At 41.8% G+C, this 18046-nt stretch carries 19 protein-coding genes; 10 read left to right on the top strand and 9 right to left on the bottom strand.

The features are described 5' to 3' along the window. Window positions 1-47: 47 nt before the first annotated feature. Complete coding sequence (gene ruvC / locus AAFF35_RS27035; protein ID WP_342329588.1) at window positions 48-611, bottom strand: crossover junction endodeoxyribonuclease RuvC; 564 nt, start codon at window positions 609-611, stop codon at window positions 48-50. 43 nt (window positions 612-654) lie between these two features. Between ruvC and AAFF35_RS27030 the strand changes: the two genes are divergently transcribed. The 7 genes from AAFF35_RS27030 to AAFF35_RS27000 all read left to right on the top strand — a co-directional run bounded on the left by AAFF35_RS27030 (window position 655) and on the right by AAFF35_RS27000 (window position 7635). Further along, window positions 655-1632 carry a hypothetical protein gene (locus AAFF35_RS27030; RefSeq protein WP_342329587.1) on the top strand — a complete coding sequence of 326 codons (978 nt, stop codon included), beginning with the start codon at window positions 655-657 and terminating at the stop codon, window positions 1630-1632. Next, entirely contained in the window at window positions 1610-2746 is a 1137-nt protein-coding gene (locus AAFF35_RS27025; protein WP_342329586.1) for a glycosyltransferase, read from the top strand. Before AAFF35_RS27030 ends, AAFF35_RS27025 begins: the two co-directional genes overlap by 23 nt. Further along, window positions 2746-3837, top strand: coding sequence for an ABC transporter permease (locus AAFF35_RS27020; protein ID WP_342329585.1), 1092 nt, complete (start codon window positions 2746-2748; stop codon window positions 3835-3837). The genes AAFF35_RS27025 and AAFF35_RS27020 overlap by 1 nt, the downstream gene beginning before the upstream one ends. Window positions 3838-3860: 23 nt before the next feature. After that, the gene (locus tag AAFF35_RS27015; protein WP_342329584.1) at window positions 3861-4472 is read left to right on the top strand and encodes a ribonuclease HII; all 612 of its coding nucleotides are present in this window, start codon (window positions 3861-3863) and stop codon (window positions 4470-4472) included. 18 nt (window positions 4473-4490) lie between these two features. Further along, entirely contained in the window at window positions 4491-5693 is a 1203-nt protein-coding gene (locus AAFF35_RS27010; protein WP_342329583.1) for a glycosyltransferase, read from the top strand. 111 nt (window positions 5694-5804) lie between these two features. Continuing rightward, entirely contained in the window at window positions 5805-6884 is a 1080-nt protein-coding gene (gene gcvT, locus AAFF35_RS27005; RefSeq protein ID WP_342329582.1) for a glycine cleavage system aminomethyltransferase GcvT, read from the top strand. A gap of 34 nt (window positions 6885-6918) precedes the next feature. Then, window positions 6919-7635 carry a 2-phosphosulfolactate phosphatase gene (locus tag AAFF35_RS27000; RefSeq protein ID WP_342329581.1) on the top strand — a complete coding sequence of 239 codons (717 nt, stop codon included), beginning with the start codon at window positions 6919-6921 and terminating at the stop codon, window positions 7633-7635. On the opposite strand, the gene AAFF35_RS26995 is transcribed toward AAFF35_RS27000, so the two are convergent. Both AAFF35_RS26995 and gldB read right to left on the bottom strand, forming a co-directional pair. Next, on the bottom strand, window positions 7625-8416 hold the full coding sequence (locus AAFF35_RS26995; protein ID WP_342329580.1) for a patatin-like phospholipase family protein: 792 nt from the start codon (window positions 8414-8416) through the stop codon (window positions 7625-7627). The two genes, AAFF35_RS27000 and AAFF35_RS26995, sit on opposite strands and share 11 nt — an antisense overlap. A gap of 17 nt (window positions 8417-8433) precedes the next feature. Further along, window positions 8434-9549 carry a gliding motility lipoprotein GldB gene (gldB, locus tag AAFF35_RS26990; protein ID WP_342329579.1) on the bottom strand — a complete coding sequence of 372 codons (1116 nt, stop codon included), beginning with the start codon at window positions 9547-9549 and terminating at the stop codon, window positions 8434-8436. Between the two features lie 57 nt (window positions 9550-9606). On the opposite strand from gldB, the gene AAFF35_RS26985 reads away from it, so the two are divergent. Then, window positions 9607-10272 carry a porin family protein gene (locus tag AAFF35_RS26985; protein WP_342329578.1) on the top strand — a complete coding sequence of 222 codons (666 nt, stop codon included), beginning with the start codon at window positions 9607-9609 and terminating at the stop codon, window positions 10270-10272. Between the two features lie 19 nt (window positions 10273-10291). Further along, window positions 10292-11932 (top strand): NAD+ synthase, encoded by a 1641-nt coding sequence (locus AAFF35_RS26980; RefSeq protein WP_342329577.1) that lies wholly within the window; start codon window positions 10292-10294, stop codon window positions 11930-11932. On the opposite strand, the gene AAFF35_RS26975 is transcribed toward AAFF35_RS26980, so the two are convergent. The 5 genes from AAFF35_RS26975 to rsmI form a co-directional block, all read right to left on the bottom strand. Next, on the bottom strand, window positions 11929-12309 hold the full coding sequence (locus AAFF35_RS26975; protein ID WP_342329576.1) for a VOC family protein: 381 nt from the start codon (window positions 12307-12309) through the stop codon (window positions 11929-11931). The two genes, AAFF35_RS26980 and AAFF35_RS26975, sit on opposite strands and share 4 nt — an antisense overlap. Window positions 12310-12385: 76 nt before the next feature. Then, window positions 12386-13198, bottom strand: coding sequence for a helix-turn-helix domain-containing protein (locus AAFF35_RS26970; RefSeq protein ID WP_342329575.1), 813 nt, complete (start codon window positions 13196-13198; stop codon window positions 12386-12388). Window positions 13199-13231: 33 nt separating this feature from the next. Next, the gene (gene lnt, locus AAFF35_RS26965; RefSeq protein ID WP_342329574.1) at window positions 13232-14854 is read right to left on the bottom strand and encodes an apolipoprotein N-acyltransferase; all 1623 of its coding nucleotides are present in this window, start codon (window positions 14852-14854) and stop codon (window positions 13232-13234) included. 28 nt (window positions 14855-14882) lie between these two features. Next, window positions 14883-15533, bottom strand: a complete 651-nt coding sequence (locus AAFF35_RS26960; protein WP_342329573.1) for a PH domain-containing protein — start codon at window positions 15531-15533, stop codon at window positions 14883-14885. Window positions 15534-15569: 36 nt separating this feature from the next. Further along, window positions 15570-16277, bottom strand: a complete 708-nt coding sequence (gene rsmI, locus AAFF35_RS26955) for a 16S rRNA (cytidine(1402)-2'-O)-methyltransferase (protein WP_342329572.1) — start codon at window positions 16275-16277, stop codon at window positions 15570-15572. Between the two features lie 80 nt (window positions 16278-16357). On the opposite strand from rsmI, the gene serS reads away from it, so the two are divergent. Beyond that, on the top strand, window positions 16358-17629 hold the full coding sequence (gene serS, locus AAFF35_RS26950; protein ID WP_342329571.1) for a serine--tRNA ligase: 1272 nt from the start codon (window positions 16358-16360) through the stop codon (window positions 17627-17629). 79 nt (window positions 17630-17708) lie between these two features. Here serS and AAFF35_RS26945 read toward each other — a convergent pair whose 3' ends face one another. After that, the gene (locus AAFF35_RS26945) at window positions 17709-18023 is read right to left on the bottom strand and encodes a hypothetical protein (protein ID WP_074612973.1); all 315 of its coding nucleotides are present in this window, start codon (window positions 18021-18023) and stop codon (window positions 17709-17711) included. Between the last annotated feature and the right edge of the window lie 23 nt (window positions 18024-18046).

The following is an 18046-nucleotide window of genomic DNA, read 5'->3' as shown; positions in this document are numbered from 1 at the left end:
GTTGATTTAGCAGAGCCTGATTTGGTCATTAACCAAATCAGGCTTTTTTATTTTAATCGCTTTTTATTGTCTTTGGCAAAAGCCTCCCATCCGGAGTAAGATTTCCCGGAACCTGAAGTACTGACCCGCTGAAAGGAGTGACAAACCGCAACAGCTAAACCATCTGTCGCATCCAGAAACTCTGGAGTCTCCTTAAAATTCAATAACCTTTGCAACATGGCTGCCACCTGTTCTTTTCCTGCGCTCCCGTTTCCGGTAATCGATTGTTTGATTTTACGGGGTGCATATTCTGTGATTGGGATATTTCTGGATAAGGCTGCCGCCATAGCTACACCTTGTGCACGGCCTAATTTTAACATAACCTGGATGTTTTTCCCATAAAAGGGGGCCTCAAGCGCCATCGTATCCGGTTTATATTGGTCAATCAGTACTACTGTCTTCTCAAAAATCCGCTGTAGCTTTAAAAAATGGTCGTCTAAATGATCCATACGGACAATCCCCATGGTAATCATTTCGATTTTACTACCCTTTTCCAAAATCACCCCATAGCCCATAATCGAAGTGCCTGGATCAATTCCCATGATCACCCTTTCCTTTTTTTCCACCAACATAAAACAATATTAAGCATATTTGCACAGAGTAAAAGCAAAAAAGTTGACATCACAATACAAAAAGATAGTTTCATATTTTCTTAAAGCCGGAATTGTTTTTTTCGCATTTTGGTTTGTTTATAGCAAACTGACTGCAAACAAGAACTTAAAAGATTTCAAAAACCTCCTGACACAAATCCCTCAATGGGAAATTTTTTGTGTATTGGGTTTCGTCTTGTTCCTGATGCTCGTTAACTGGGGGTTGGAAGCTGTAAAATGGAAAAGGTTAATTTCCAGTGTAGAGCGCATCAGCCTCTGGAAGTCTGTGGCATCGGTTTTCTGTGGTTTAACCTGGGCGGTATTTACACCCAACCGGATTGGAGAGTATGGTGGACGGGTATTCTTCTTATCGCCAAAAAGAAGGATCATCGGAGTGGTGGCCATGGCGGTTGGCAATATCGGTCAAATGGTGCTGACCAATGTCTTCGGTGCCATCGCATTTTGTGTTTTTATCTACCGCTTCGTGAATATTGATCCCTTACTATTTTATGGATTGGTATTTCTTGCCTTGATTTTCTGTCTGTTCTTTATTGTATTTTACTTTAATATCAAATGGCTGAATGGGATTCTGGTTTCGATGCGTTTTACCAGGAAGTATAAGAAGTTTTATAGTATCCTGGCCAGGTACCAGAAGCGGGAATTGTCTAAGATTTTATTGCTGTGTTTCTCCAGGTATCTTGTTTTCAGTACGCAATATTTCATTTTGTTTTTCTGGCTGATTCCTAACCTGCATTACCTTGAAATCCTGATGATGGTGAGCATCCTCTTCTTTGTGCAGTCGACCTTGCCTTCTTTAGACCTCTTTGATATTGGTGTAAGGACAGCCACTGCTTCTTATTTTTTCAGCTCGATCACCGATCAGGAAGTCGCTGTGATTGCTTGTACTGCCAGCATCTGGCTGATTAATATTATTATTCCTGCTATATTAGGCACTTATTTCGTATTTAAACTTAACTTTTTTGGAAATCTTCAGCGTAGCTAGCTATATCACCTCTTTTTTAACGGTCTTGTATGTCCTGGTGGTGCTGGCTTTTATCAGAGGCTGGCATAGGCTGACCTATTATCAACCCAAACAACCAGTTTTTAAAACTAAGGTTTCTATATTGGTTGCGGCGCGCAATGAAGCCGCCAACATTTCAAAAACACTGGATGATCTGTGTGCGCAATCTTACGATGCTGCATTAACAGAAATCATCTTTATTGACGATCATTCTACCGACGATACCGCAAAAATCATTGCATCTTATGCCTCAAAAGGGGTAAAGCTAATCCGCCTTAATGAAGATCGTGCCCTCAATTCCTATAAGAAAAAGGCAATACAGACGGCAATAGGGCAGGCTACCGGCGAATTGATCATCACTACCGATGCCGATTGCAGGATGGGAACAAACTGGCTTAAAACGATCGTCAGCTTTTATGAAGAGAAGGACTATAAAATGATCTCATCGCCCGTGGCTTACTTTGAAGAAAAGACTTTCTTTGAGCGTGCACAGGCATTGGAATTTTTATACCTGATCGGTTTAGGGGCCTCCACCATAGGGAATAAAAAACCTTCTACCTGTAATGGGGCTAACCTTGCCTACGAAAAGGCGGCTTTTTATGAAGTCGGCGGTTTTCAGGGGATTGACGATTTAGCTTCCGGAGATGATGAATTGCTATTGCATAAAATGGCTGCCCGTTTTGACAATAATATTGGCTTTTTAAAGCACCATGATGCCGTAGTCTATACACATGCAAAGCCGACTTTAGGGGAGTTTATCCAGCAACGGAAAAGATGGGCTTCTAAAAGCACGCGTTATAAAAATAAGTCGATTATCGTATTGGGTGTTGGGATTTGGTTATTCAATGTGAGTATCTTGTTAAACATTGCCATCGGTTTATTTTTTGGATTTTTTCTACAGCTGGCACTAGCTCAGCTATTGGTCAAAATTATCGTGGAATTGTTATTTTTATACGACGTCACAGGTTTTGCAAAGAGAAGGAAATTACTCGTTTTATTACCTATACTTAACCTGATGCACATCGTTTATATCGTTTACATCGGCATTGCCGGAAACTCAGGAAAGTATAACTGGAAAGACAGAATGGTGAAATAATGGAGATCAATAATAGCCCTTCAGGAAAAGTATGGAAGCGATTCAGAAAAAATAAGATGGCTTTCGCCGGGCTATTGTTCATTCTATTAATGGTCCTTATGGGTATTCTTGGTTACCTGATCACACCGGATCAGACACCTTATGCGAATACCATGCATTTACAGCTTAGCAATAAAAAGCCGGGAAGGAGTTTTGATTTTCTCATCATCAGCAGAAATAAAGACATCAAAAAAGTGAATTTTCTGGAACGCATGTTATTCGGACAGGAAGCCGACTTTAAAAGTATTCCGGTTACGGCCTACCGTGAGGAAGGAAATAAGGTGTATGCAAGGGAATATATCGGAGACGATGAACAGGCGGAAGAATCAGTGTACCCACTCCTGGAAAAGGAAAACAGGTATCGGCAGACCTTTTGGCTGGGGACAGACATTTACGGAAGAGATTTGCTGAGCAGGTTGATTATTGGCATCCGCGTCTCCCTTTCAGTAGGACTGATGGCGGTACTCATTTCTCTTTTTATAGGCATTAGCTTAGGTGCACTTTCTGGTTATTTTGGCGGGAAGATCGATGCAGCCATCAGCTGGTTCATGAACGTCATCTGGTCTTTACCTTCCCTGTTATTGGTGATTGCCATTTCTTTCGCCTTAGGGAAAGGATTCTGGCAGATCTTTATTGCGGTGGGATTGTCTACCTGGGTAGATGTATCCAGACTGGTAAGAGGGCAGGTGATGGCTTTAAAACAAGTAGAATTTGTGGAAGCTTCCAAAGCCCTTGGTTTCTCCACCTCCAGAACAATTATTAAACATATATTACCCAATATTGCCGGACCTATCCTGGTAGTGGCTTCTGCAAATTTTGCCTCGGCAATTCTGCTGGAAACAGGCCTGAGCTTTTTGGGCTTTGGGGCACAGCCACCGATGCCCAGTTGGGGCAGCATGATCAAGGAACATTATGGTTATATCATTATGGATGCGGCTTACCTGGCCATTTTGCCCGGTTTGTCGATCATGATCACGGTATATGCCTTCAACTTACTCGCGATTGGATTAAGGGATGCTTTCGATGTGAAATCGCAAAATATATCTGTTTAGTTGAAAATTTATTAAATTGTAATATGCTGTTAAATAGTTATCAGAATGAATTAATCGAGGCTGGTTGCGATGAAGCTGGCAGGGGATGTCTTGCAGGCCCTGTATTTGCCGCCGCAGTGATCCTTCCTCCGGATTTTATTCCCGGAATGCTGACGGATTCAAAAAAGTTAAGTCATAAACAGCGGGATGTTTTAAGACTGATCATTGAGAAGGAAGCAATTGCCTGGGCTGTAGCCGAGGTGGATCACCTGGAAATTGATAAAATCAATATCTTAAATGCTTCTTTTTTAGCGATGCACAGGGCGATAGAAAAGTTAAGCCTGAGACCTCAATACCTGAGCATTGACGGGAACCGTTTTAAAGCCTACCCGGAAATTCCTCATGCCTGTATTGTTAAAGGAGACGGGAAATACCTGAATATTGCTGCTGCTTCCATTCTGGCTAAAACGCATCGTGATGAGTACATGGAAAAGATCGCCGAAGAATATCCCATCTATCAATGGAAGAAAAATAAAGGATATCCTACTGTAGACCATAGAAACGCGGCTTTAGCGCATGGATTATCGCCATATCACCGTAAAACTTTTACAATTAGCCAACCTCAGCTGGCCCTGTTTTCCGAAATTAAAGGATAATTAGTATTTTCACGTGATTTGAAAACATTAATACTCACAAACAGAATACCTTTTCCGCCCAATAGCGGCTATCCGATCGTTGTATATAACACAATAAAAGGATTGTTAAAACTGGGAGTAGAGATTACTATGTTCAGTATTAATCCCAATAAATACCGGGTAGATGTAGAGGATATCTATGATCCTTTGTTTGAACAAATCAATTTTCACTCTTTCAACCTGGATACGGAGGTAAATGTTTATGGCGCCTTGCTGAATATTTTCTCCAATCAATCTTATAATGTATCGCGCTATTTCGACGAAGATGCGGCCAAATTACTCGGCGACCTTTTAAAGGAAAACGAGTTCGACATCATTCAGTTTGAAGGACTTTTTGTCGTACCCTATCTGGATGTTGTGAAGGAAAACAGTAAGGCAAAGGTAATCTATAGGGCCCACAATATCGAGTTTGATGTCTGGGAACGGATTGCGCTGACGGAAAAATTCACCCCCAGAAGGAGTTATCTTCAGTTTTTAGCACGTCGTTTAAAGGTTTACGAAACCGAGCAGATCAATCGCTTTCATCAGGTTTTTGCGATTAGTGAGCAGGACAGGCAAAGCATTTTAAGGTTTGGTTGTGAAACGGCGCTGGAAGTTTTTCCGGTAGCGCTGGACTTTGAGAAATATGTGACAGACCCCTCCAAAACAAGTTTTCCAACCTTGTTTCATTTGGGCGCCATGGACTGGCGACCGAATAAAGAAGGATTGGAATGGTTTCTGGATGAGATCTGGCCGGATATTGAAAAACTGAACAGTGAGCTTCGTTTTTATATTGCCGGGAAAAATATGCAGAAGCAGTTTTTTGAATATGATTCGGAAAATCTGGTGGTAGAAGGAGAGGTCTTTGATGCGGTTGAGTTTATCAATTCCAAAGCGATCATGATTGTTCCTTTATTGTCCGGAAGTGGAATGAGGGTAAAGATCATCGAAGGCATGGCGATGCGGAAGTGTATCATTGCAACCAGCATGGCTGCCGAAGGAATCAGGTGTGAAAATGGAAAAGATATCCTCATTGCAGATACTGCAGATGAGTTCTACAGGGCCATCCTGCAGTGCATTACCAATCCTAAAAAATGGCGTGAGATTGGAGAAAATGCCAGAAAAACGGTAGAACGTGACCATGATGTCAGGATCATCGCAGAAAGAATGTTGAATATCTACCAAAAATTACTTACTGTATAATTTTTATGTACTTTTGCCCACGTTTTACAGGCCTGCATCAGGGATGATTCCCGGTTTATGGCTTTTAAAATGAACTAACTACGTGAACCATAAAAAAACAAATATATACTCATGAAAAATACCGCATTAACAGATAAACACATTTCATTGGGTGCCAAGATGGTACCTTTCGCAGGATATAACATGCCGGTTCAGTATGAAGGAATCAATGCAGAACATGCGGTAGTAAGAGGTGGTGTTGGCGTTTTTGATGTAAGCCACATGGGTGAATTTATCCTGAAAGGCGAAAATGCTTTAGATTTAATTCAAAGGGTAACGAGCAACGATGCGTCGAAACTTTATGACGGTAAAGTGCAGTATTCTTGTCTGCCAAATGAAGATGGCGGTATCGTAGACGATCTGTTGGTTTACAGAATCGACGAAAAAACTTATATGCTGGTCGTGAATGCTTCCAACATTGAGAAAGATTGGAACTGGATTCAAAAATATAATGATAAAGATGTAGAGATGCACAACATCTCTGACAAAACTTCTCTTTTAGCGATTCAAGGTCCTAAAGCAGCTGAAGCACTTCAGAGCTTAACAGACGTTGATTTAGCTTCTATGGAGTATTATAACTTCGTTAAAGGAACTTTTGCAGGGGTGGAAAATGTAGTAATTTCTGCTACAGGTTATACTGGTGCTGGTGGTTTCGAGATCTATTTCGACAACGAACATGCAGATGTGATCTGGGATGCCATCTTTGAAGCGGGTAAACCATTCAACATAAAGCCAATCGGCTTAGGTGCACGTGATACTTTACGTTTAGAAATGGGTTTCTGCTTATATGGAAATGACATCGATGATGCGACTTCGCCTATTGAAGCAGGATTGGGATGGATCACTAAATTCAGCAAGAAGTTCACCAATTCTGAGGCTTTACTGGCACAAAAAGAAGCTGGTGTAGCACGTAAACTGATTGGATTTGAAATGATCGACAGAGGGATTCCCCGTCATGATTATGAAATCGTTGATGCAGAAGGAAATGTAACTGGAAGGGTAACTTCTGGAACTCAGGCACCATCTTTACAGAAAGCAATCGGAATGGGATACATTGACAAAGCATTGGCTAAAGAAGGTACTGAGATCTATATCAACATCCGTAACAACAAAATTAAAGCGAAAGTGGTTAAATTCCCTTTCAACAAATAAGCTAAGAAAGACCTGTTCATCCCATTAATTGCCAATGCCAAAAAGTATAGAAGTTTGTTTAACGCCCGCACTGCTTGATCTTTATGCTATAGAAGAAAGTATTGTTGTGGTCATCGATGTTTTAAGAGCAACATCATCTATTGTATATGGTATTGATAATGGAGCCAGTGCAATCATCCCTGTCGCACAGGTAGAAGATTGCCTGAGCTACGCGGGTAAAGGCTTTTTATTAGCTGCAGAGCGAAATGGAGAAGTGGTTGAAGGCTATGACTTCGGCAATTCTCCATTTTCTTATACTCCGGAAAAAGTAGCCGGAAAAACGGTGGTTCTCACCACTACCAATGGAACGAAAGCACTTCATCTGGCAAGAACAAGGGCACATCAGGTGGTGATCGGTTCTTTTCTAAACCTGGAATCCCTGTGTAACTGGCTGCGCATTCAAAATAAAAATGTCTTGTTGTTGTGTGCGGGCTGGAAGGATAAATTCAATCTGGAAGATACCTTATTTGCCGGAGCAGTGGTCAATGAACTGCGCAAAGATTTCGCCCATTTTGACGATTCCTGTGTTGCCGCAGAAGACTTATACCTGCTGGCAAAGGATGACCTGAGGAATTACCTTCATAAATCTTCTCACAGCCATCGCCTGGCAGAGCTTAACATCGAAGAAGATGTAAAATTCTGTCTCCAGCTGAACATCTGTAAGGCCATTCCTGTATTGTCGGGAGATGCGCTGGTAGCAATTAAGGCTTAGGTTCCTTAAAATTATGGATCAGTTCCTGCAAGCTTTCGTTAGACTTGATGGTCTTTAACGTTTGCTCATAAGCAAGCCAGTAAATGGTTTCTGCTTTTTTCATATCGAAAGTACTGATGTCTCCCATTCCTTTGGGTTCCACCAAAGCATTGCAGAAAGATACCTTTTGCTCCATATCTTTATTGATAGACATGACCCCGGCCCTTTTCATCAGGGAAGAAATATTGGTGATCTTATCAACCTCATTTAAATGATTACAAGAAGAACCGATGATATAATCGCAATCGCTCAGCAAGGGTTCTATGGGAAAATTATTCAGAATTCCGCCATCCACATACATCTGATTGTTGATCATGATCGGTTTAAAAATTCCAGGAATACAACTGGAAGCCAATACTGCCCTGATCAATGGTCCTTCGGTAAAATAGACCAGTCTCCCTTCACTAAAATTGGTGGCCGCAATGGTTAATGGTATCTTCAGGTTTTCTATCCGGTCTTCCGGAAGGTGTTCTTTTAACAATTCCTCTACGTGCTCTATATTGATCAGGCCTAAAGATCCCAATGCCGGTCTGATGAAGCGCAGTAATTTTGCTTTGATAAAAATATCCAATCCTTTTTCAGGATCAATTCCTGAAGCATAAAAGGCACCGGCAATAGAGCCTGCACTGGTTCCACTGATGTGGCTAAAGGTGATACCGGCGTTTTTAAAAGCCTTTAAGACGCCTAAATGTGCGATTCCCCGAATGCCACCACCTGATAATACGATTCCTACTTTAGTCATAAGGTTATATTCTTTTGCTATTTAGGCTTATATTTTGACATGTTCAAAATTTTCTGCGGATCTTTTTCAGCCATTAGCTGTTGGAGGCTGATCCCTTTGTTCTCCTGCATGTATCTTTTTACCATTTGCCAGCCTACCCATACCCCTAATTTCGGTGCAGATTCATTCTTCTCTCCAAGACCCGGGGTAAAAGGTCCTTCACCCAGAAATACCTGGATCTTTTGATAGTCGGTTTCAAACAACAGGCTATTTTGTAATAAATAAGCCCAGATGTCTTTTTCATAAGTTTTACACCAGTCGATCTGTGATTGTGTATATCCGATTTTAACAGAATCCGGGACCTCATCCGCCAGCACCTGGTCCATAAAGTAAAGGATCTTTCCATTCTGAACCATTTTTGACAATAAGGTCCGGTCTTCATCCCTTTCCGGGAAGAGGTCTTCGCGGGCATAGGTTTCCGCAATTCTGGGAACCACATATTCCGGACTGAAACGACGGGAAAGATAAGTGGGTACACTCTGTACGATGGCGCCGTAAAACTTGCTGTTTTTTCCCAGAAACATATCCAGTCCAATACCCATATAGTCATCACCGATAGGAGTCTGAACGGCAAATCCGGAGATAAAAGAAATCATTTTCGGGATCCTTGCATTTGGGTAATAATGTTTCACATATTTGAAGGTCTGTGTGAGGTCTTTTTCAATTCCTCGCATGTCTTTAAAGATGCTGTCGGTCTCCCTGTTTAAATCGGTATAGGCCTGGTCTTTGTATAAGGTGGAAAGGATTTCCGTGTTGCTGTAGCTTGGATCACCCACCATGCGGTGTACAAAATCGTTATAAAATGCCCCGTATTTTTGCTGTAGTTGCTGGTCTGTTTGCGTTAGGTCTTTTGTTTTTCCATTGTAAAGATCCTGATCAAAGCGGGCCACTTTTATGTCCAGTTTGATGTCGCTTATATCTGGTTTGCTGCCTTGTTTACAGGAAAAGAGCAAGAGTAAACTACCTGACAATAACAAATGAAAGGTTCCTGATGTCCTTATTCTGCGCGCTGACTTACTGGCCTTTGATGAAAAAAAAGCCGGTATAGAAAGAAAAAATAGATAGATTTGGCTGGATTTTACGTTATTTATCATTTATAGCAAATATAAACAGATCCATAAGGAAAATTGCATAAACTTATTGCTCAAAAAATGAAAAGATACCTTACTTTATTCTTATTACTTTTAACGGGCCAGCTTTTTGCACAGGAAGCAGGCTCTCCATATTATGGCTTTAGATTAGGCTTAACGGCACATCCTACTTTGGGATGGGTGAAACCCGAGGTTGGAAAGACTGAGGGCATCGCCCTTGGCTTTGCTTACGGTTTAATGGCCGACTTTAATTTCGCGGACAACTATTCTTTCGCCACGGGATTAACGATCACCACGATCAATGGAAAGAGTACAGAACTTGGTTATATGGCTAATACGGTGAATGCTGAACCAGTGGATCACGAATTGAGGTATCGGCTGCAATATATAGAAGTACCGCTGACCTTAAAATTGAAAACCAATAAAATTGGCGATCTGAGGTGGTACGGGCAGTTTGGTCTCTCTAATGATTTCAATATCGGAGCGAAGCAGGACGTGAAACGTGCTGGTGAAAAAATTGCAGATGGCAAAAACATCTCGGATTATACCCGCTTTTATCGTGCCGGATTAATTGTTGGTGGAGGTGCTGAATACGATTTGGACAATCGCACCAGCCTGGCCATAGGCTTGACTTTTAACAATGGCTTTACCAATATTGCAAAGAATGGTGATGGAAAAAAAGTTAAGAATAGCTATATCGGTCTGAATATCGGTGTTTTCTTTTAGGCAATTTTAAGGATAGGACATGAATATTGCACTCGCACAACTCAATTATCACATTGGGAATTTTGAATACAATACCAAAAAAATAATCGACAATATCAACCTGGCGAAAGCCAGGGGTGCAGATCTGGTGGTCTTTGCAGAGCTTGCAATTTGCGGGTATCCGGCACGGGACTTTCTGGAGTTCGACGAATTCATTGAATTGTGTGAAGCTGCGGCACAAGAGATTGCCCTTAGCTGTCATGGGATTGCCTGCATCATCGGGCTTCCGGTGAAAAATGACGTGCTTGCCGGAAAGGACTTATATAATGCTGCCTATTTTATTGAAGATGGGCAAATCAGGGACATCGTAAAGAAAGCATTGCTGCCTACTTATGATGTATTTGATGAATACCGTTATTTCGAACCTGCCAATCATTTTGAATGCATCAGCTTTAAAGGAAAGAAGATTGCTTTGACCATTTGTGAAGACCTTTGGAACATCAATAACAATCCATTATATGCCTCTTCTCCGATGGATGAACTGATTCGTCAGAAACCAGACATCATGATCAACATCGCGGCTTCTCCTTTTTCTTATTGTCATGATGACGAAAGGGTGGTTGTATTGTCGGATAATGCAAAGAAATACAAATTGCCATTGTTGTATGTGAATCAGGTTGGTGCACAGACAGAAATCATCTTTGATGGTGGCTCAATGGTGTTTGATAAACAAGGAAAGCTACTGGATGAAATGCCTTATTTCAAGGAAGAGCTTCGTGTTTATCAAATGGAGAATGATCAGTTCATCGGCTATGCACCTATTGAACATACGCCTGCTCCTGATATTGAAGTGATACACGAAGCACTGATTCTGGGGATTAAAGATTATTTTTCAAAATCTGGGTTTAGCAAAGCGGTATTAGGTCTTTCCGGTGGAATAGATTCTGCTATTGTATGTGCATTGGCTTGTCGCGCTTTAGGGCCTGAAAATGTAATGGCAGTATTGATGCCTTCTAAATATTCTTCAGATCATTCCATTCAGGATGCATTGGACCTGGTTGCAAACATTGGCTGTAAGCATGAGATCATTCCGATCAAAGAAGCTGCAGATGCTTTTGATCAAATGATGGCTCCGGCTTTTAAAGGTTTGCCTTTTAACCTGACCGAAGAAAATATCCAGGCCAGGTGCAGAGGGATTATAGTGATGGCGATGTCGAATAAATTTGGCTATATCTTACTCAACACTTCCAATAAAAGTGAGTGCGCTGTAGGTTATGGAACCTTATACGGAGATATGTGCGGCGCAATAGGCGTGATCGGAGATGTGTATAAAACACAGGTGTATCAGCTGGCAGCCTATATCAATAAAGATGGAATTGTGATTCCGGAGAATTCCATTGTTAAACCTCCTTCAGCAGAGCTGAGGCCGGGGCAAAAGGATTCAGATTCACTACCGGATTACGATATTCTGGATAAAATCCTTTTCCAATACATTGAGCTGAAACAAAGTTCTTCGGCAATTATTGCACAGGGTTATGAAGAAGCATTGGTAAGAAGGATCATTAAGATGGTCAATACGGCGGAATTTAAACGTTATCAAACTCCGCCGATTTTAAGGGTTTCTCCCAAAGCATTTGGAATGGGCAGAAGGATGCCGATTGTTGGAAAGTATCTTTCTTAAGCATTTATTGAGGTGATCCACCAAACGTTGCCTGTGGTGTCTTTAACGCCACAGGTACGTCCATAATCCTGATCGGATAACTCCATAACTATTGAAGCTCCTGCTTCCATGGCTTTGTGAAAACTTTCGTCTGCATTGTCTACATAGACAAACAGATTTGATACTGCCGTTCCCCAGGGTTCCATGGCATCGCAATACATAATGGTACTTCCTGAAATCTGTGCTTCTCCATGTCTGAGTAAACCCGTCTGGTCTTCCCTTGGGTGCTGATGGGTAATCTCTGCATTAAACACCACTTTAATAAAGTCGGTAAACTTCTGAGCGCCGTTGAGCATAAGGTATGGCATAACTGCCTGATGTGTTTTTGGAATGTTCATGATGCTGTTTTTTAATCGTTTATATCACAAATTTAGGTGCAGATCATTGCGGTAAATTGGAAAAACACGACATTCTTTATGCGGTGATCCATTTTGTTCCTTCCGCGTTTCCGGAAAAATAAGTGCCTGGATGATGCCCGGAGAATTCTTTAAAGTCGTGGATAAAGTGCGATTGGTCATAATAGCCGCAGTTGTACGCAATGTCTGTTAAGGAAAGGGATTCCTTCTCGGGATATTTCCTTAAGGCAGTTTGAAACCGGATGATCCTGGTAAATAATTTAGGGCTAAAACCTGCATATTCTTTAAAATTGCGCTGAAACTGACGCATGGATAAAAAGCTGTCGTCTGCCAGGCGTTTTACGTTGCTGCTTCCATCAGTGTCGATGATTTGCCGGATGGTTTCCGAAATTCCATGGTGCTTTGTTTTGCGCCGGGCAAGCTTCGATTCCAGAAACTGACTGATGATGGCAACTCTGGCCTGGTTGCCGGAAGCGAGCATCATCTTTTCTTCCAGTTCTTTGCCCGCTGTACCGAGAATTGTGGTCATGTCTATCATTTCATTCGTCAGTGCAAGACAGGGAATGTCGAACAATTCAGACATGGCAAAAGGATAGAGGTATACCCCAAATATGCCAAAGCGTTGATCAATTGAAAATCGCCTGAATTGTTGTGAAGGACCCGATATTCCGGAAGAGAAGGAGGTTATTTGCTGATCATTGCTTAGCAGTTCATCGAAAACACCCTGATAATGAAAAACCATTTCCACACATCCATCCGCCATGGTCCGGTGAATATAAGGTGTTCCGGAAAAGCTGTCCATTTCCAATACCCAAAAACAACGTACCAGTCCGGCAAGTTTTGGAGAAGGAGTAATGCTGAAGTATTTCATAAGAGATAAGCCTCAACCTAAAGTTAGCGATTTTTAGGGCGTCTTTTTAACCCATTTTTTATAAGGAATGATCAGGGCGAATAACAAGGCTGTAAGCGAGAATAATTTCGCAATAAGATCTCCGTTTTCTACGTAAAAAGTAAGGTCACTGTTCAGGTTGATGTCTGCTTTTAAGGCAGTAGGTACCCACCATTTGCTTTGCTTTACCAGATCTCCTTTTTGGTCGATAAAACCGGAGATTCCGGTGTTAGCCGAACGGACTACCCATCTTCTGGTTTCTATAGCTCTTAATTTTGCGTATAAGAGGTGCTGGTCTTTTCCTGACGTATTTCCCCACCAGCCATCATTCGTGATGATAGCGATGAACTGAGCGCCTTCCTTTACCGATTTACCGATCCAGTCGCCCCATAGCGATTCATAACAGATTACAGGAGCCACACCGATACCGCTTTGCGCATACATGACCGCTGGGTTCTCCTGCCATCCCCATCCACTAACCGTGCCGCCCAATTGCGCAAACACCGGCTTTAAAAAAGCTAAAGCATTCGGGAAAGGCATTTTCTCTACACCCGGAACCAGTTTTGATTTATGGTAGAACTGTACGTTTGCAGAGTTTTCCACCTGCATGGCGGTGTTGAAATTATCATAATAGACCCCGCTGTTCTCATCAAACTTCGCACTGATGGTTTGCAGGTCATTGTAGCGTTTGATGCTCTCAATTCCGGTAATCAATGTTCCGTTTTTATACTTGGAAAGGAAATCCTGAAGCTGTATAAAGTCAGGATTACTTCTCACACGTTCTTCATCGCTATAGTTCGGGATCGCCGTTTCCGGCCAGATGAAATATTCTGTATTGGGCTGTCCGATGGAATCTGAGAGCCGGGTTAAGGTACGGATCTGTTCCTGTGAAGAAATCCCGCCCAGTTTCTGATAAGGATCGATGTTTGGTTGTACGGTGACCACATTTACCGGAACTACTTTCTCTTCATAACCGGAATATCTGATCAATGAGGCGGTAATTGGTATTAAGATCACCAGTCCCAGTATAATCAGGGGCCTGAATTTCAGGTATCCTTTTTGAATTTTGAAAGCCTGGTAAGCTTCAAAGGCGAGGATATTGCTGATTAGAATCCATAAGGAGCCACCGTAAATTCCGGTATATTCATACCATTGTATCAATTGATGGCTTGCCGCAAAACCATTTCCTAAGGTCATCCATGGAAAGGCAAGGTCCCAGGTCTGGTGCAGGTATTCCATGCTGATCCAGAAGCTGATGAGCCCGGCATAGGCCATCCATTTAGAAGCATACCGGCTTAAACGGTAATACAGCCAAAAGGCGAAGGTCATCAGCAATGCACCCAGTCCGTAAGGAATAAGGGAGATCAGAAAGGCAACAAATGCGTTATTATAAGCACTGATCGCATTATAAACCCAATAAATACAGGCGGTATTCCATACGAGGAATGTTAATCCTGCGGTTAAAAAAACACGTTTTCCTTTTTTCTCTTTTTCGCTGCTGCTGGTTTGTTTGATGGCGATGAGTAAAGGAACCATACCAATCAGCAAAAGAGGGGCAGTATAGGGAATAGGTGGCCATGCCAGCCACATTAAGAAAGCGCTTGACAGGGCCAGGAGCGTCGTGTTTTTTAAATTCATTGGGGATATTATCGTGCTGCTTTTTGAATTAGAAATTGTCTAGTACATCTGCTTTTTTAGCCTCGTATTCCTCAAGGGTAATCAGTTGCTTATCGTACAATGTTTTCAGTTTCCTCAATTTGATGGTGGTTTCATCTTCAGGTTCTTCTACCGGAGCAGGCGGTGCTAAAGGGGCAGGAGGGATGAACGCTGCCGGCTCTTCCACTACCTTAGGCTCAGGAATGGTGTTTACAGTTACCGGAGAAGTCGACGAACGTCTTTCTTCCAGCTCGATCTGGCGCTGTTGTTCTTTAAATTCTTCCAGTTGTTCATGAGCGGCCTGGTATAATTTACGGGCCTGTACTTTAGGAATGTATTCGGTGATGATGTTTTCTCCATGTGTAGGTACACAGATGAATTTAGAACCAAAAATCTCTTCTTTAAAAGAGATCTCTTTGATTGTTTTCCAGGAGATGTCTTTAAAGTTCATCGTGATTCCGAAGTTGCCCGGTTCACAATAGAAAATACGTTTGTTACTTACCGCGATGCAGGTTGGAAGCAGATTTACAGCAGGTCTTTTTTGTACCGCCATATAAATCAGTTCTTCATTTGCACTGAGCATATCATTTAGTTTTCCCAATACTTTTTCAACAGCCTTAGGATCTTGTTCGTCACTTAAAAATCTATCTATTAATATCATGTTAATGCTTTTTTATAATACTATCAAAAATTGAACCTATTTATCTTTTTCGTATTTGGACTTCTTTACTTCCGTTTTTCCCGCAATACAAATCACGAATTCTCCTTTTAATATGTTGTTTTCAAAATGTGTTTTTATCTCCAGCAATGTACCCCTCACGGTCTCCTCATACATTTTTGTCAGCTCCCTGCTTACCGAAGCCTGACGGTCTTCTCCGCAATATTCCGCAAACTCTTCCAGGGTTTTCAATAAGCGGTGTGGACTTTCATATAAGATAATGGTGCGGTCTTCCTCTGCCAGTTTTTTAAAACGTGTTTGTCTGCCTTTTTTTACCGGCAGAAAGCCTTCAAATATAAAGGAATCCGATGGAAGTCCGGAGTTCACCAGTGCCGGAACAAAAGCGGTTGCCCCTGGTAAACACTCTACCGCCAGGTCATTCTTGATCGCTTCCCTCACCAGGAAGAATCCAGGATCAGAAATGGCCGGAGTACCTGCATCGGAGATCAGTGCTACATTTTTTCCTTCTTTTAGAAACTTAATGATTTCTGAGGTTGCCTGATGCTCATTGTGCTGATGATGTGAATAGGCCTTTTTATCAATGCCGAAATGTTTCAGCATCGGGGCACTGGTACGGGTATCTTCAGCCAGAATCACATCGGCCTCTTTTAAGATTCTTATCGCCCTGAAGGTCATATCCTCAAGGTTGCCTATTGGCGTGGGAACAAGAAATAGTTTGCCTTCCATAGTTATTTTTTTCGCGATGCGATGCCAAAGGGGCTCGCAATGACGAGTTAAGTTATTATCTTTGTTTAAAAAATAAAATAATGTTGCAAGTTAACTATATCCGCGAAAATAGAGAGAAAGTTTTAGAACGACTGTCTGTCCGTAATTTCAAACAGCCTGAATTGGTGGATGAAATTATTAAAATTGATGAAGAGCGTAGACAAGCTCAAACCTCCTTGGACTCCCTTTCCGCTATCGCAAATTCCAGTGCTAAACAAATTGGTGAGCTGATGCGTAATGGTAAAAAAGAGGAAGCGGATGTATTGAAATCGGAAACTACAGCAAACAAAGAGCAGATCAAAAACCTTTCTGATGTACTGACTGAAGCGGAGGATAAATTGCACCAATTGATTGTACAGTTGCCTAACCTGCCTCATGAATCCGTACCAACGGGAGCTACACCAGAGGAAAACGAAGTGGTATTGGTACATGGTGAGCCTGCAGTATTGGGCGAAAACGCTGTGCCACACTGGGAGCTGACTGCTAAGTATGACATCATAGATTTTGAACTGGGTACTAAAATTGCCGGCGCAGGTTTTCCTGTGTATAAAGGAAAAGGAGCACGTTTACAAAGGGCATTGATCAATTTCTTTTTGGATCGCGCAATAGATGCGGGCTACAGAGAGATGCAGGTTCCTCACCTGGTAAATGAAGCTTCAGGCTTTGGTACTGGTCAGTTACCGGATAAAGAAGGTCAGATGTACCATGCAGGAGTAGACAATTTATACCTGATTCCTACAGCTGAAGTTCCGGTAACGAATTTATACCGTGATGTGATCCTGAAAGAAGAAGAACTTCCGGTTAAAAACACCGCATATACTCCATGTTTCCGTCGCGAGGCAGGTTCTTATGGGGCGCATGTACGTGGCTTGAACCGTTTGCACCAGTTTGATAAGGTGGAATTGGTACAGGTAGTTCATCCCGAAACATCTTATGATGTTTTAGAACAAATGAGCAGCTATGTACAATCCTTATTAAAGGATCTTGGCCTTCATTACAGAGTTTTGAGTCTGTGTGGTGGTGATATGGGATTCACATCTGCTAAAACTTATGATATGGAAGTATGGAGTGCTGCACAGCAACGTTGGTTAGAAGTATCTTCAGTTTCCAACTTCGAGACTTACCAAAGTAACCGTTTGAAATTAAGGTTCAAAGGGGCAACCGGAAAAACACAGCTGGCGCATACCTTAAACGGAAGTGCTTTGGCTTTACCACGTATTGTGGCTTCTATCCTGGAAAATAACCAGACGGATAAAGGAATTAAAATTCCGGAAGTTCTGGTAAAATATACCGGATTCGAATATATCGACTAAGGGCTTACCAGCTATTCATCCATAAAAAAACCTTCTCCATTACGGAGAAGGTTTTTTTATTCATCGGTAGATGAGAATATTATAAGATTAAGATCAACAATAGGATGATGATGATGATGGCTCCAACAGAAAGATAAACTCCTCCTCCTAATGCTTTAGATTGTTTTTTTAACTCTCTCAGCTCTTTACGAAGTTCTTTTTTCTCTGCTCTGGATAAATCTGATTTATCCATTGACCTGATTTCTTCTACCCGTTCTGTGATTCTTTTTAATTGCGCCTGTTGTTCAACAGTCATCTCCGTTTTATTCTTTTCAGACTTGTCTGCGGCAAGAACGGTGTTCGCGCTAACGCCTAACATAAAAATTAAGGCCAGTGAGTAAATGAATTTTTTCATGTGATTAGGTTTTGTGATTTCCT

The sequence above is a fragment of the Pedobacter sp. FW305-3-2-15-E-R2A2 genome (genome assembly GCF_038446955.1).
GTDB lineage: Bacteria > Bacteroidota > Bacteroidia > Sphingobacteriales > Sphingobacteriaceae > Pedobacter.
This window is presented reverse-complemented; position numbering and strand designations above follow the sequence as displayed.